We start from the raw sequence: 14,805 nt of genomic DNA on the forward strand, positions 1-14,805 counted from the left end.
AAAATAATACAAAATGCATAGTCAGAAATTTCCCTAAATTCAGAAGGTTTTTGAAAATCTCTTGTTGCATTGCTTGATTTAAGACGCAGGATTCGGTACATTTAAATAGTGAGAATAATTATTGGAGGTTACAAAAACATGACACATGTACGCTTTGATTACGAGAAAGCACTAGCCTTTTTCGGGGAACATGAATTAGAGTACCTGAAAGAACCGGTAAAATTAGCACATGAAATGGTACATAACAAGACAGGTGCAGGGAATGATTTTTTAGGTTGGGTAGACCTTCCAACTGACTATGACAAAGAAGAGTTTGCTAGAATTAAGAAATCGGCCGATAAAATCAAATCCGATTCCGACGTGCTATTAGTTGTAGGTATTGGTGGTTCTTACTTAGGTGCACGAGCAGCAATCGAAATGCTAAATCATTCTTTTTATAATGAATTAGCGAAAGAACAACGTAATACACCACAAGTTTTCTTTGTTGGTAATAGCATTAGCGCTCCGTATATCAATGATCTATTTGATGTATTAAAAGATAAAGATGTATCCGTAAATGTTATTTCGAAAAGTGGTACAACGACAGAACCAGCAATTGCTTTCCGTATTTTCCGTAAGTTCCTTGAGGAAAAATATGGTGTAGAAGAAGCGAAACAACGTATCTATGCGACAACTGATAAAGCAAAAGGTGCCCTAAAAACATTAGCAAATGAAGAAGGGTACGAAAGCTTCGTTATTCCAGATGATGTTGGAGGACGTTACTCTGTTCTTACAGCGGTAGGGTTATTACCAATTGCGGTAAGTGGAGTAGATATTGATGAAATGATGCAAGGTGCGCAAAAAGCTCAAGAAGAATTAAGTGAAGCAGACCTAGCGAAGAACCCTGCTTATCAATATGCTGCGGTTCGTAATGTCCTTTACAATAAAGGAAAAACGATTGAAATGCTTATTAATTATGAGCCAGCACTTCAATATTTCTCTGAATGGTGGAAGCAGCTTTACGGTGAAAGTGAAGGGAAAGATTTCAAAGGTATTTATCCATCTTCTGCTAACTTCTCAACTGATCTTCACTCATTAGGTCAGTATGTACAAGAGGGACGCCGTGATATTTTTGAAACAGTACTTCACGTAGAAGAACCAAAATCAAATATCACCATTGAAAAGGAAGATCAGGATTTAGATGGATTAAATTATTTAGCTGGGGAAACACTGGACTTTGTTAACGAAAAGGCATTCCAGGGTACATTACTAGCACATACTGATGGTGAGGTACCGAACTTATTAGTACACCTTCCAAAACTTGATGCATACACATTTGGATATGTCGTGTACTTTTTCGAAAAAGCTTGTGCGATCAGTGGATACTTATTAGGTGTGAATCCATTTGACCAGCCAGGTGTTGAAGCATATAAGAAAAATATGTTTGCCTTACTTGGTAAACCAGGTTTTGAAGAAGAAAAAGAAAAATTAGAAAAACGTCTGTAATGTTATGAAATAGGCTGTCCTAAAGTAAGCGAACTTTTAAAGTGTACCCGTTGTAAAGGGCTTTTTAAAAAAAGACTATGCTACACTAAAAAGATGATTCCTGTATTGTACAGGGTTCATCTTTTTTAAATTCCACTGGTATCTGTAGTTGTTGTAATAAGTCATGTAACTCTTAATTTCACGCTTTAATTCAGCTAATGTTTCACAAGGCTTAATATATACTTCATCTTTGAAATGTCCAAAAAATGATTCCTGTGGAGCGTTATCCCAACAGTTTCCTCGTCTTGACATGGATTGGCATAAACCATATTTCTTAACCAACTTTTGAAAGAGTGGATTCGTATAGTGAAATCCTTGATCTGAATGGATGAAGGCTTCCTCTGCCAACTATACTCTTCTGTTATTTTTCAACTTTAAAAGAGTATCTGTTTAGATTTTCAAAGTAACTTATTAGCCTTATTTGGAATCTGCTATGCTATTGGCTTTATCTACACAAAAGAAATATACATACAAGTATATGGATACACGATAAATTGCATTGATTGCAATAGGTAGAGAAAGGAGACTAACGAAGAAACAAATCCATATAAAAATAAACCCTCTATTCTTTAGTAAGAATAGAAGGTTGTTTTGCTACCGGGACCCCTTATAGTAGTCTTAGCCTCTTCTTCTACGAGCAGCAGTACCGCTGCTATTCATTACACTACAACTGTAGGATCAAAACATTGAACTGCACAGATACAGTCTAAATCAACTGTTATACACTGACCTGTTCTCGTTAATTCCAGATCACCACCTGCACCACAAACTTGGTTAAGTGGTACACAGCAGTTATCTCCTGTTTGAATTGCTCTTCCTGGGTTTGGTTCTAACAACTCTAGTGTTGCACAACAGTCATCTAATGCATTTATTCTAAAATAGACAGTGATAAAACAATCATTTTCAGGAAGGTCACCAAATGCAAATTGTACAGTATTCTTTTTTGTAATAAGAATAAAAGGGACTGTATTAACTGTTTGGACTGGATTTACAAGAAACTGTGCACATCCTGAAGTACACCCATTTCCATTTGTATCATCTTGAGCATCCAAAATAAATTGAAGCACGTCACAAACACAATTATTGTCACCAACATGATCTTTTTCAAAACTTACTTTTTTACTAGACATCTTTTCTTCTCCTCCTTTCCTTACTATAATATGTAATAAATCTTAATATGAAATGGACAAATAGATTAAGAGAAATATGGATTTTCAATTAGTATTATTGAAATAAAAACTTTACGTTGTAAATTATTTCTTTTTAATTAATGGCAATGTTTTAGGAACCGCGTTGAAAATATATTAAACATTTTTAGTAAAACAATATGATAACTTATCAAAATCTTTGGACTCATAAAAATAATGTGATTCTGTTCGTTGCAATCCGCTATTTAATATAAGTTGAGAAAGTCCTTTCTCTAAAGCATAATTTTCAGCATATTTAGGAAGTTTAGTTCCTATTCCTTTTTTTGAAAATTTTCTTGTACAGCAAGGCCATTAATTTTTAAGTATCCTATTTCGTATTCTAAAGCCATTGTTTGTACCACCGTAATAAAACCTACTTCCTTGTTTTCAAACAATGCGACAAATGTTTTGTAATTTTCATCTTTATTCATTCTTTCAAAACGTTCGGAAATATTTTCAGCATTAACATTGAGAGCTCCTAATTCATTATTCCAATAACAAATAATACTTCAGAATAATCATTTGCTCTTATCACCAATTTCAATATCCATATGCAACCTCCAATAATATAAATCTTTACTTAGTCATAATATATAATTCCATTAAGTTTCTCTCATAAAAATTCAACGAACTTTACAATAAATCCTCTTTCACTAAACTGCAGTTACTTTAAGTGTATATCTTCACGATCAATAATCCAATTGTACATAATTAGTATAAATTCTGTATGATATGTAAAGAAAAAGGAGAGCCGTGGAATAGCGTTCCTTTAAAATAATTTAAATGACTACGAAACTAGTCCAACCTCCTTTTTCTTATCTACATAAAGTAATAACAAGAAGGGGGATTGAAATTATGTGTTGTCACGATCCATGTAAAAAGAAACACAATCACTCACGTGATTGCTACTAGAAGATAGAGCATTGTCATGATAAAAGTCGAGATTTTGAGAAAAGTAAGAAGAAGCATAAAAAGAAGTTTGGTCATTTTTGCAATTAATACTAATGGCAATACGGCAAGCTAGGTTTAAGCGTCGGTGAGGAAATCAATGCTTAAACTTTCTCCTCCTATCTCTCAAGGAGTATCTGCTTATTTCAGTATGCGAAAGTTAAGTGATTAAGTAAGCGAAAAAACTCTTCCAGCTTAATATTGCTGGAAGAATGAAAGGATGATTAAAAGACAGAAATAGCAGGTAAGCAAGTAATAGCACAGAAGCATTTTAAGTCTACAGTAATATAGGTACCAGTACGTTGTAAGTCCTCAACTTTTTCGTTGTCAAGTTGTTCACAAGGATCCCCACAAGTTGTATCATCGTTGTTAAATACTAATAGTTCTAATACTGCACAACAGTCATCCTCCACTTCAGTTACACGAAATATAAAGCTGTTAAAGCATCTAAAGTGTACCCTTTGTAAAGGACTTTTTAAAAAAAGACTATGCTACACTAAAATTAAAATGTACCCTATAGGTAGACTTTTTTTGAGTGTCTACTCTATAGGGTACATTTTATTTTGGGACAGACTCTTTTTAAAAGGAAAAAAATATAAAAAAATGTGTACAAAATACATAAACCACGAAATAACTTTTTTGTGGATTTACTTTCTTCCATCCTGATTATAAATGAGTGTTATGATACGCTTCGGCAAGATACTTCGCTTTCCATGGGCACAACCTTAGCCTCCTCACAAAGCAAACAACGCTTTCTTGCGGGGTCTTCGGACTCGTGCTGTTCCCACAGGAGTTATAATGAACGAAACTAGCCCCTAATCGTAGTAACGTAGGTTAACTTGGGTATAGAGTAGTAAAGAACAAAATCCTAAATCAGAGCTATAATACGAAAGGAGCTAGTAACATGAATTATAACACAAAATACGTAGGGTTAGATGTATCAAAGGAAAAAATTGCAGTGGCCGTTGCGGATGAAGGACGTTCATGCACCGTTGATTCAAAAGCTCATGACATTACGAGGCATAGCGGTTATAACAGCTACTAGCTTGGCTGCAGAAATTGGGTCGTTTGGACGATTCCCTCAACCTAGTGGCTTTATGTCCTACACAGAATTAGTACCAAGTGAAAGTTCCAGTGGTGACGCACGAAGGTTAGAGGCAATCACCAAAACAGGAAACCGACATATTCGGAAGTTGTTAATTGAGGCTGCATGGAGTTATCGACATAAACCTGCCGTTGGTCGAGATTTGAAAAGAAGGCAAAATGGACAACCGACCAATATTTTAAGCATTTCATGGAAAGCTCAACATCGATTACACAAAAAATATTACCGGTTGATGGGACGCGGGAAAGAAAGTGGAAAAGCCATTACGGCTGTCGCAAGAGAATTAGCAGGTTTTATCTGGGCTATAGCTAATGCACCTGGTGGTGAAGGGGAGTTGTCTTAGGTCATACATAAAGGTGTAGACAAGACAAACGAAAAAAAGACGTAAAAAAGGAAAGAAGCATAGGGCTTGAAGGCAAAGATAAAAACCGTAAAGGATAACGCACGGTGCTAGCCATGTATTGATGAACGCAAGCCAGGAGTTCGTGACAGATCCTTAGACGGAACGATAAAATGTGAGAATCCACGGATATCAGTGTGCTCATCGGAGTAGAGATTTTTGCCTTCATGCCGTGTGTTTGTCCCCTTGATACCTTACAGGAAAGGAGGCACTTCCATTCTTCTTAGCTATAGGAGGAGTGGTTGGCAAGCTAAGAGAAGGAGAGCATTTGCTTATATCTGCGCAAGAAATACTATTCGTTGATAAAGGGTCGAATTTAGACTCCTAGCTTAAGGTTACCCAAAAAGAGATACAATGAAATGTTTTGAAGGTAGCCTTGACAGTTTCGTTCATATCAGTATTCTGCCAGCGCTAACAGTGATGTTTTGATTATGAAGAGAAGTAATTCATTGGAAATATATTCAACGGCTTTCCTCTTACTTAACTAGAGAATTACACCAAGCTGCGGAAAAATGCGACACTCCTGGGGGAGACAGCGCGAGCTGAAGATCCAGCAGGCAGTGGGTGTCTGCCGAGGAAGCTGAAGCCGTGCCCCCGGAAAGGGAGTATTTTTCCGCAGCTACGAGCTTACACTCAACTCCAAAAGAATGGATGAGAGTAAATCTGAATTTTCACTAGTTCGTAGTTTTTGTCTATTTCGACTCAGATACAAGGTAAGATTGGTGTTTTTTCTTACATATTTTATTATTGCGTGGGTACCCTATGTAAAAAAGGGGTGAGTGCGTTGTACGAATTAGATTCGAAAATTGAGAATAATGTATATTCCTATCAACAAGTGAAAGACATACTAGAAAAAGAAGGCTATGCACTAGGTGGAGCGTGGGAGTATGATCACGGCTATTTTGATTATAAATTAGCTAACGATGGTGGCTATCATTTTCTTCGTATCCCTTTTCATTCTGTGAGAGGGGAGATAGAGCATGATGCGTCAGTAATAAGAATCGATAAACCTTATTTACTGACTCACCGCTATCAGGATGATGTTGACGCATATGCAGAAAGTAGTGTCATACAAGCTGCTTTCAACCAATTTCAGGCACCTATAGAAAAAGATGCTGATATTCCATCAAATTATATTGAAAAAGGGAAAGTCGTATTGCAAAACTTAGAAGTGTTACTTACGCAAATTTCGGATTGAAAATTATGCAGAATATACTTAACCCATTTCGAAAAAGAAGAAATGGGTTCTTTACATTATTCAACTTGTTTTCGAGTATGTTCTAATGACTGTAAATATATTAGAGAATCGCCCTTTTTCATACGTAATGCAAAATCGGGATGTAAGATCATTTCATTTTCTCTAAATAAGCCAATTAACCATTTTCTATCTGCTAAGAATTGTTGAGCACAGAAGTAAAAATCTTTATCAATCAAACCTTCATCAACTAATTCTGAGCAAAATTGTTGTTCTTCTAGAGTTTTTGCTATAATTTCTGTAACTTGGGGATCTGTTTGGAATAGTGATTGATAAAATAAGGAACTCATAAAATTATTAGAACGAACGGTGACATCGGCTCCAGCGCGAATCGCATTTTTTCGCTGCATTTCGGTTAAAATTTCGGAAATGATATGGATGGAAGCATTATTACCACGAGCTGCAATGATACTTAAAATCGTTTGCCGGTCAGCTTGTTCCTCCGTTAAGCTAGGGTCAGATGTAATAATAATAAATTTTGCTTGTTCAATATTGGCTTTTTGTAATGTTTTATCTGAAGTAGGTTCACCTTTGATATAATGTATGTGGTGATCTTTAAAGGATAGCTTATTTAAAGTATGATCAATCAATACCACTTCTGTATCAAGGTTATGAGCTTCAATCATTTCAATTAATTGTTTAGTTCGCTCATTCCAACCTATAATAATAGTGTGGTTGGTACCTCTATAAGAAGTTTTTCCTTCTGATAAATCTTGTTCAAATTTGATAGTCCCTGCAGACAAGGTAGCCATGTAAAAAGTAACGAAACCACCCCCGGCTAAAATTAGTAGGATAGCTATTATTTTGCCGATTGTACTAAGTGGTACATAATCTCCATATCCAACGGTCGACCCTGTAACTATCGCCCACCAAATTCCGTCAAATACGGAGGGGAAGTGATCTGGTTCGATTAAATGGATAAGAGATCCGAACATTGTCATTAGTATCGATACACTTAATAATAGCCGTACAATAATGGGCAGATGGAAGTAAAATTGTACGCATTTATACCAAATCATGTGATCACCTTTTTTTATCAGTGTGGATCAGGTAAACTAACACCCTGATAAGTTTCTCTAACCCTCAGTGGGGAAACAACCACCCCCCCCTGAGAGAAGTCTTACTTTATTATAGTTTAAACAAGTTCAAGTACCTTATTCTTACTTAGGAGGAATGTTCTTTATGGAAAAAGAAAGAATAGCGTTTTTACAAGAGTTATTACATACACCCTCTCCATCAAGTATGGAAATGGAAATTCAGAAAAAGTGGCTGAAATATGTAGAGCCATTTGTCGATGAAATACGTAGTGATCACGCTGGTAACGTCATTGCGGTGAAAAATGAAGAAGCAGATTTTCATTTGCTGTTAGCTGGTCATAGTGATGAGGTTGCATTTGTTGTTAATCGTATGGATGATAATGGTTTTGTCTTTGTGGACAAAATGGGTGGTATTAATCCAAAGTCAGCAATTGGCATGAAAGTGGAAATATTAGGTCAGGATAAACAAGTTCCTGGTGTAATCGGTGTTAACGCCCAGCATCATGGAGGTATAAAAGGTGACTTTGAAGTGGAAGATCTTTTTATAGATTGTGGCGCAAAAGATAAGTCGGAAATGGAACAAGATATCCAAATTGGGGATTTAGTAGTGTATCGCCGACAATCTGAAGTCTTAAAAAATCGCTATGTTTCTGGTAGAGGACTTGATAATCGAACAGGTGCTTTTATCGTTGCAGAAGTAATGAGAAGGCTTGCGGATAAAGATATTAGTATCGGAGTTTATGGTGTGAGTACTGTGAACGAAGAAACAAACTTGGGTGGTGCCTATTTCGCAGCGGCAGGTCTTAAACCAGATGCAGCCTTAGCATTAGATGTTACATTTGCTACTGACTACCCATCTGTAGATAAACGAAAACATGGCGATATTCGATTAGACGGTGGTCCTGTACTGGCAAAAGGAGCACCGATCAATCGCAAATTGAATCAACTGTTAGAAAAGAGCGCCGAAAAATTAGGTGTCGAAGTACAATATGAATTAACGCCAAGACATACAGGAACAGATGCTGATAAGATGCGCTTAACGGGTAAAGGTGTACCAATCAGTTTAGTATCTCTGCCATTACGATACATGCATTCACCCGTGGAGACGGCAAGTATCAAAGATATCGAAGAGGAAATTTCTTTATTGATAGAAATGATCACAAATATGACTGGCAAGGAAAGTTTAAATCCATTAGATGATTAAAAAATGTTGACATAAAATGTTAAAACCCATACGATTAAATTATTATCTCGATGGGGAGGCAAACATATTGAATTCATCATCTGCCCAAACAAGTAATCTCTATCGTTTAATCGTGATTTCGATTATGGGAACGATATCGGTATTATTAATGTTTTTAAATTTCCCTTTACCATTTCCTTTTATTCCAGCATATTTGCGAATAGATGTAAGTGATATTCCAGCCCTAATTGCAGGGATTATTTTTTCACCAGTCGCAGGAGTAGTAGTTGTAGCCATCAAAAATATATTGTATGTGCTTGTAACAGCTATTTCTGATCCGATTGGTGCACTGGCCAATTTCTTTGCCGGGATGCTTTATGTTGTACCGGTTAGTTTTATGTATATGAAATATCGTTCAATGAAAAGTGTGCTCATCGGTTTAGGAATCGGAACATTGCTGATGACCATTGGCTTAACCCTTTTAAACTACTTCTTATTTATTCCGGCATATAGCTGGTTTATGGGCTGGGAAGAAATGTCCGAAAGTGTAAAGCGAAGCACAGTACTAGTTGGTATCCTGCCATTTAACCTGATAAAAGGGATAATAGTAGGTATCGTTTTTGCACTAATCTTCACCAAACTTAAGAACTGGATACAAAAGAAATAAAAAAATCGAGCCCTTGCGCTCGATTTTTTTACTACAACTTATTAATAACTCCTAACGTACAACGAGAAATCGCAATTAATTCCTCGTCTTCATCCTCCACTTGGATATTCCATACCATTGTACGCTTGCCAATATGAATAGGAGTTGCTTTAGCAATAATAACTCCATCTTTTTTCGCTCTTAGATGATTGCAATTAATTTCCATACCAACAATCGCTTGTGATCGCGGATCAACATGCTCCATGCCACCCATACTTGCTGCCGTTTCCGCTAGAGCTACCGTTGCTCCTCCGTGAAGAAAACCGACAGGCTGTTTGACACTTCCGGTTACCGGCATCGAAATAGCGACCAGGCTTTTTGATTTTTCTTTTACTTCCATTTGTAATGCTTCCATTAAGGTGTTGTGCATAAGTATACCTCCGATTTACAATGGTAGTGGAATGAAAATTTGTAATAATAATGACAATCCGATAAGTGCACCATAGATTGTATTGGTTTTAGCAGTAGCAACCATGGCGGGAATCATACCAACATTTGTCGTATTGGTTTGGAATGTACGAACAGCTTGGCGAGCTTTCGGTATACTTAATAAACTAATGATACTATATATTGGTAATAGTCCAGCGATAATAAAGGCGGCTGTCAACGCATAACTAAGTAACATTAAGCTGGATAAAAGAAAGATAGCCCGATCTCTTCCAAGTAAAATAGCGATCGTTTTTCGACCGTTTTCTTTGTCGCCATCTAAATCACGGATATTGTTAGATAACAGAATACAGCCAATAAAAATAGCGATCGGAATAGAAATAACGATTACTTGCCATGTGACCATTAATGTCTGAATATAATAACTAATCCCGATAATAACAGTTCCCATTAACAGTCCAGAAAAAACCTCTCCGAATGGTGTGTAGGCAATCGGTATCGGTCCGCCCGTATATAAGTAGCCGACTAACATACATAAGCTACCTATAACGGCGATCCACCAGCTGGATGTCATACAAATATAAACACCTAGTAAGATTGCCACTCCGAAAAAGACAAATGCTAACCTTTTTACAACATGAGGTTTGATACCATCTCTGACAATGGTTCCACCAATGCCGACGGAGTTTTCGTTGTCCAGTCCTCTCGCATAATCATAATACTCATTAAACATATTGGTAGCCGCTTGGATCAACATCGCCGCAATTAACATCGCAACAAATAACAATGGTTGGAAACTACTATCCAGTACTGCTAACATGGTCCCGACAAAAACAGGAATAAAGGAAGCAGTCAATGTGTGTGGTCTCAGTAATCTCCACCATATATGGAATCCGGGCTTCTCATTTAAATGGTTTGATTTTGTTTCCATTGTAAGAAATCTCCTTGATAAAAATTAAGTAACATTATAAGTTTAGTGAATACTTATATATGTGTCAAACTATTGTTATAAACATTATTCATCACCAAAGATAAGTTTTTTGTTATACTAGTAAAGGGTATATTATCTAAAGAACATATTATTATCTTTAAAAATAGTGTGAATTATACTATAATGAATAGCGTTTATGAAAAAAATGCCCTATTATATTGGAGGGTTTATCAATGATTGAAACAAAGGAAATAAAAATAGATGGTGTTTTACAATCAGCTCAAAAACAATCTATAGATAAATCGGCACCAACCTTTGTTAGTGTTACAGAACAAATAGAATGGATTGACCCGATCGATTTCTTTCAGGCTGGTAAAGGAATAGAAGAAAATCGTATTTATTGGTCTAGTGCAGATCAGAAAACACAGTTTATCGGTATCGGAGACGCATTACTTTTTCATGATGTGGATGCTTCATACCAAGGTTTGAAAGAGAAATGGAAACAAACGATGGAAAATAGTTGGATTGTTAATCCATTTGATCAATATAAGACAGGTCCGATTGCTTTTGGCGGTTTTCCATTTGATGCAGAAGAGAAGGTTGAGGAATTATGGGAGGAATTTAATGGCAGTCAATTTCGGGTTCCGACCTTTCTGTTAACGATAGATAAGAATAAAGCATTCTTGACTACGACGGTCTATGTAGAGCAAGGAAGTAATATCGATCAATTAGCAGCAGAACTTATAACGAAAAAGAATCAGCTATTACTTGTATCCAAACCAACGTATCAGGAAAATCATATTGTATTAAAGCATGAAGTAGATCCTGCAGAGTGGAAAAAACTTGTGCATAAGGCGACAACTGCCATTGATTCAGAAAAGGTAGATAAAATTGTGTTGGCACGAGAGTTACAAATTGAATTTGATGACGTTTGTGATATTGGACAAGTTCTCGGCCGTCTTCAAAAAACACAAGAGAATAGTTTTGTTTTTGCCTGGGAAAAGGATAATGTTTGCTTTATTGGAGCAACACCTGAACGCTTAGTGAAAGTAGATAATCAACAGTTATTCTCTACCTGTCTGGCTGGAACAGCTCCACGGGGTAATACGAAGGAAGAAGATAGTTATTTTGGACAGCAGTTACTGCAAGATCAAAAAAACCGCAATGAACATCAATTTGTGGTGGATATGATCAAAGAAGCGGTTTGTTCCTTTGCTAAATATGTTGAAATACCCGATCAACCTATTTTATATCCATTAAAAAACTTGCAGCATTTATTTACGCCTGTACAAGCAGAATTAGATCAAGGTTATACATTATTGGATGTTGTTGAAAAACTTCATCCAACACCTGCTTTATGTGGTTTTCCAAGAGAAAGTTCGTTAGACTTTATTCGTAAATTTGAGCAGTTAAAGCGTGGATGGTACGGAGCTCCAATCGGCTGGTTTGATCAGTATTTTGATGGAGAATTTGCAGTAGCGATTCGATCTGCACTCGTTGCCGGAGATAAAGCATCATTATTTGCTGGTTGTGGTCTTGTTCAAGATTCAGATCCTGAAATAGAGTACCAGGAAACAAATATTAAATTCACCCCAATGTTACAAGCTCTGGGAGGGTAATTATGAACCATGTCGAGTCTTTAACAAAATATGTTGGTCATTTCGTTGATCAGCTTTATAAGAGTGGTGTTCGTGATATTGTCATTTCCCCAGGTTCACGATCAACGCCACTATCTCTAACTTTTGCAGAGTACAACCAATTTAATATTTGGGTCGATATAGATGAACGTTCTGCAGGCTTTTTTGCAACAGGTATTGCTAAGGAAACAAAAAAAGCGGTCGTACTGGTTTGTTCTTCTGGTACGGCTGCTGCTAATTATTATCCAGCAATTATTGAAGCTTCGTATAGTCGAATTCCTTTAATTGTGCTGACAGCGGATCGTCCACATGAATTACGTGATGTTGGTGCACCACAAGCCATTGATCAAATAAAAATCTATGGAAACTATGTTAAATGGTTTCATGAAATGGCTATGCCTGAAGCGACACCGAACATGTTGCAGTATGCACGGAATCATGCTGATCGGGCAGTACATACTTCGTTATATCAAGTGAAAGGGCCGGTACACCTGAATTTTCCTTTTCGTGAACCACTTATTCCAGATTTCAACTTAGATGGTATGTGGGGAGAGGATGTGGTAATCACACATCATTTTAAATTTGAAAAAACTCAGGTTTCTATGCCATTATTAGCGGATATTCAGCAGCAATTACAGGATAAAAAACGGGGAATTATTATTTGTGGACCACATGATTATCATGATTTAGCTGCTGCTGTTTTAGATTTAGCGGATAAATGGCAATTACCTGTATTTGCAGATCCGCTTTCCTCTTTAAGGCATCTTAAAGGAGAAAATGTTGTAGTAGAAAGCTATGACAGTCTTTTAAAATCGAAAAAAGTAAGAGAACTCGTCCATGCAGATTTCATTGTCCGTTTTGGTGCAATGCCTGTTTCGAAGCCTGTACTGCAACTTTTACAGGAAAATAACATTGAGCAATATATTATCGATGAAGATGTGACATTCCGGAATCCTTCTATCAAGAGTGCCCATTATTTGTACGGGAATCCAGCAGATGTAGCGAACCAGTTAGCAACTCTTTCACTATCTTTTGATCGAGAATGGTTACTGATGTGGCAAAAACTGAATGATTCCGCTAGAAATGTATTGATCCAAGAGCAGCATATTTTAACAGAAGGTTTGGCCGTTCGTGGTATTCAAACAGTAATCCCTGATGAAAGTACATTGTTTGTAGGCAATAGCATGCCGATTCGGGATGTGGATACCTTCTGGTTGGCAACGGATAAAAAGGTAAGCATTCAAGCAAATCGTGGTGCCAATGGTATTGATGGCATTATTTCAACAGCCCTCGGAATGGCGAGCAATGGAAAGCGTGTGACGTTATTGATCGGGGATATTTCGTTTTTACATAGTATGAATGGTTTATTATTAACGAAAAATTATCCTCTCCATCTGACCGTTGTGTTGATTAACAATCAAGGTGGAGGTATCTTCTCCTTTTTACCGCAAGCGAAAGAGGGAAGTGCTCATTATGAAATGTTGTTTGGTACACCTCAGTCGCTTGCATTTGAAAAGGTAGCTGCACTTTATGACTTTGATTTTAATTCAGTCGATGAATGGCCAGCCTATTTAAATGCACTGGAAGCCAGCTATCAGCAGAAAGGTGTTTCATTGATAGAAGTGAAAACCAATCGAAATGAAAATGTAACATGGCATCGAACGAAATGGCAGGAGATTGAAAAGCATACAATGGCTATCTTAGAGGAGAATAGGGATGTACGTTGATAACTATTGGGTCGATATCTATGGTGATGGCCAACCTGTCGTGCTGTTGCATGGTTTCACTGGTTCTATGCAAACATGGCAATCATTACGCCCTTTTTTTCCTAACCATCAATTGATCTTTATTGATTTGCCGGGACATGGTCATACAAAGGCTAGAGTGAAGTCGATGTCTGACTGCTGCAAGGATTTATATAATGTTTGTTGCCAATTGGCTTTGGAACAGATTGATCTTGTCGGTTACTCGATGGGAGGAAGGACGGCTTTATCCTTTGCCTGCAATTATCCTGAAATGGTGAGATCACTGACGCTGGAAAGTGCGTCTCCTGGCTTAGTAAGTGAGGAGGATCAGCAGGCTAGAAAACAAAAGGATCAAGAGCTAGCCGATTATATATCCGGTCATTCGCTTGAAGCGTTTGTCGAAAAATGGGAGAACATACCACTATTCGCTTCGCAAAAACAATTACCTATGAAAATACAAGAAAAAGTTCGCCAAGAGCGATTATCTCAATCTAAAGAAGGATTAGCACATTCGTTAGTAACCATGGGAACAGGTAGGATGCCTTCATGTTGGAATCAGCTTGATCAGCTTAATATGCCTGTCTTATTAGTTGTTGGCGAATGGGACGAGAAGTTTGTCCAGATCAATCTACAGATGGAAAAATCGATATCAAACTGTCGATTAGAAATAATTGATCAGGCTGGACATGCAATTCATGTGGAACAAACGCGAATTTTTGGTACAATAGTAGAGGAATTTATTTCTTAGAGGAGGTCATCA

Annotated in this window: 14 protein-coding genes and 2 pseudogenes; 8 read left to right on the forward strand and 8 right to left on the reverse strand. The window is 37.1% G+C overall.

What is annotated here, in order from left to right; all coding sequences use genetic code 11:
- The first annotated feature begins 138 nt into the window (after nt 1–138).
- Nucleotides 139–1,485 (forward strand): glucose-6-phosphate isomerase, encoded by a 1,347-nt coding sequence (locus tag GI584_RS09540; RefSeq protein WP_153791091.1) that lies wholly within the window; start codon nt 139–141, stop codon nt 1,483–1,485.
- A 75-nt stretch (nt 1,486–1,560) separates the two neighbouring features.
- Here GI584_RS09540 and GI584_RS09545 read toward each other — a convergent pair.
- The 5 genes and pseudogenes from GI584_RS09545 to GI584_RS09560 all read right to left on the reverse strand — a co-directional run.
- A pseudogene (locus GI584_RS09545) lies at nt 1,561–1,872 on the reverse strand (IS3 family transposase); the annotation flags it as partial.
- Between the two features lie 311 nt (nt 1,873–2,183).
- Nucleotides 2,184–2,654: a CotY/CotZ family spore coat protein gene (locus GI584_RS09550; protein ID WP_100360900.1), complete on the reverse strand. Its 471-nt coding sequence runs from the start codon at nt 2,652–2,654 to the stop codon at nt 2,184–2,186.
- Nucleotides 2,655–2,828: 174 nt separating this feature from the next.
- Nucleotides 2,829–2,987 carry a hypothetical protein gene (locus tag GI584_RS24290; protein WP_325063430.1) on the reverse strand — a complete coding sequence of 53 codons (159 nt, stop codon included), beginning with the start codon at nt 2,985–2,987 and terminating at the stop codon, nt 2,829–2,831.
- Nucleotides 2,984–3,142 (reverse strand): hypothetical protein, encoded by a 159-nt coding sequence (locus GI584_RS24005; RefSeq protein ID WP_228552380.1) that lies wholly within the window; start codon nt 3,140–3,142, stop codon nt 2,984–2,986. The genes GI584_RS24290 and GI584_RS24005 overlap by 4 nt, the downstream gene beginning before the upstream one ends.
- A gap of 741 nt (nt 3,143–3,883) precedes the next feature.
- Nucleotides 3,884–4,102 (reverse strand): annotated as a pseudogene (locus GI584_RS09560) (CotY/CotZ family spore coat protein); the annotation flags it as partial.
- Between the two features lie 528 nt (nt 4,103–4,630).
- On the opposite strand from GI584_RS09560, the gene GI584_RS09565 reads away from it, so the two are divergent.
- Entirely contained in the window at nt 4,631–5,107 is a 477-nt protein-coding gene (locus GI584_RS09565) for a transposase (protein WP_228552381.1), read from the forward strand.
- A gap of 832 nt (nt 5,108–5,939) precedes the next feature.
- Nucleotides 5,940–6,362 (forward strand): YugN family protein, encoded by a 423-nt coding sequence (locus GI584_RS09570; RefSeq protein ID WP_228552382.1) that lies wholly within the window; start codon nt 5,940–5,942, stop codon nt 6,360–6,362.
- A 56-nt stretch (nt 6,363–6,418) separates the two neighbouring features.
- On the opposite strand, the gene GI584_RS09575 is transcribed toward GI584_RS09570, so the two are convergent.
- On the reverse strand, nt 6,419–7,438 hold the full coding sequence (locus GI584_RS09575; protein WP_153791093.1) for a potassium channel family protein: 1,020 nt from the start codon (nt 7,436–7,438) through the stop codon (nt 6,419–6,421).
- Nucleotides 7,439–7,601: 163 nt separating this feature from the next.
- Between GI584_RS09575 and GI584_RS09580 the strand changes: the two genes are divergently transcribed.
- The gene (locus tag GI584_RS09580) at nt 7,602–8,660 is read left to right on the forward strand and encodes a zinc-binding metallopeptidase family protein (RefSeq protein ID WP_153791094.1); all 1,059 of its coding nucleotides are present in this window, start codon (nt 7,602–7,604) and stop codon (nt 8,658–8,660) included.
- 67 nt (nt 8,661–8,727) lie between these two features.
- Nucleotides 8,728–9,306 (forward strand): ECF transporter S component, encoded by a 579-nt coding sequence (locus GI584_RS09585; protein ID WP_153791095.1) that lies wholly within the window; start codon nt 8,728–8,730, stop codon nt 9,304–9,306.
- A 31-nt stretch (nt 9,307–9,337) separates the two neighbouring features.
- Here GI584_RS09585 and GI584_RS09590 read toward each other — a convergent pair whose 3' ends face one another.
- Nucleotides 9,338–9,715: a PaaI family thioesterase gene (locus tag GI584_RS09590; protein WP_100360896.1), complete on the reverse strand. Its 378-nt coding sequence runs from the start codon at nt 9,713–9,715 to the stop codon at nt 9,338–9,340.
- Between the two features lie 15 nt (nt 9,716–9,730).
- Nucleotides 9,731–10,663, reverse strand: coding sequence for a 1,4-dihydroxy-2-naphthoate polyprenyltransferase (locus tag GI584_RS09595; RefSeq protein WP_100360895.1), 933 nt, complete (start codon nt 10,661–10,663; stop codon nt 9,731–9,733).
- Between the two features lie 233 nt (nt 10,664–10,896).
- Here GI584_RS09595 and GI584_RS09600 point away from each other — a divergent pair, with 233 nt between their 5' ends.
- The 3 genes from GI584_RS09600 to menH are packed head-to-tail and all read left to right on the forward strand — an operon-like array spanning nt 10,897 to nt 14,793.
- Nucleotides 10,897–12,282: an isochorismate synthase gene (locus GI584_RS09600; RefSeq protein ID WP_153791096.1), complete on the forward strand. Its 1,386-nt coding sequence runs from the start codon at nt 10,897–10,899 to the stop codon at nt 12,280–12,282.
- A 2-nt stretch (nt 12,283–12,284) separates the two neighbouring features.
- Complete coding sequence (gene menD / locus GI584_RS09605) at nt 12,285–14,027, forward strand: 2-succinyl-5-enolpyruvyl-6-hydroxy-3-cyclohexene-1-carboxylic-acid synthase (protein WP_153791097.1); 1,743 nt, start codon at nt 12,285–12,287, stop codon at nt 14,025–14,027.
- Complete coding sequence (menH, locus tag GI584_RS09610) at nt 14,017–14,793, forward strand: 2-succinyl-6-hydroxy-2,4-cyclohexadiene-1-carboxylate synthase (protein WP_153791098.1); 777 nt, start codon at nt 14,017–14,019, stop codon at nt 14,791–14,793. Before menD ends, menH begins: the two co-directional genes overlap by 11 nt.
- Nucleotides 14,794–14,805 lie beyond the last annotated feature (12 nt).

The organism is Gracilibacillus salitolerans, assembly GCF_009650095.1.
Taxonomy (GTDB): Bacteria; Bacillota; Bacilli; order Bacillales; family Amphibacillaceae; genus Gracilibacillus; species Gracilibacillus salitolerans.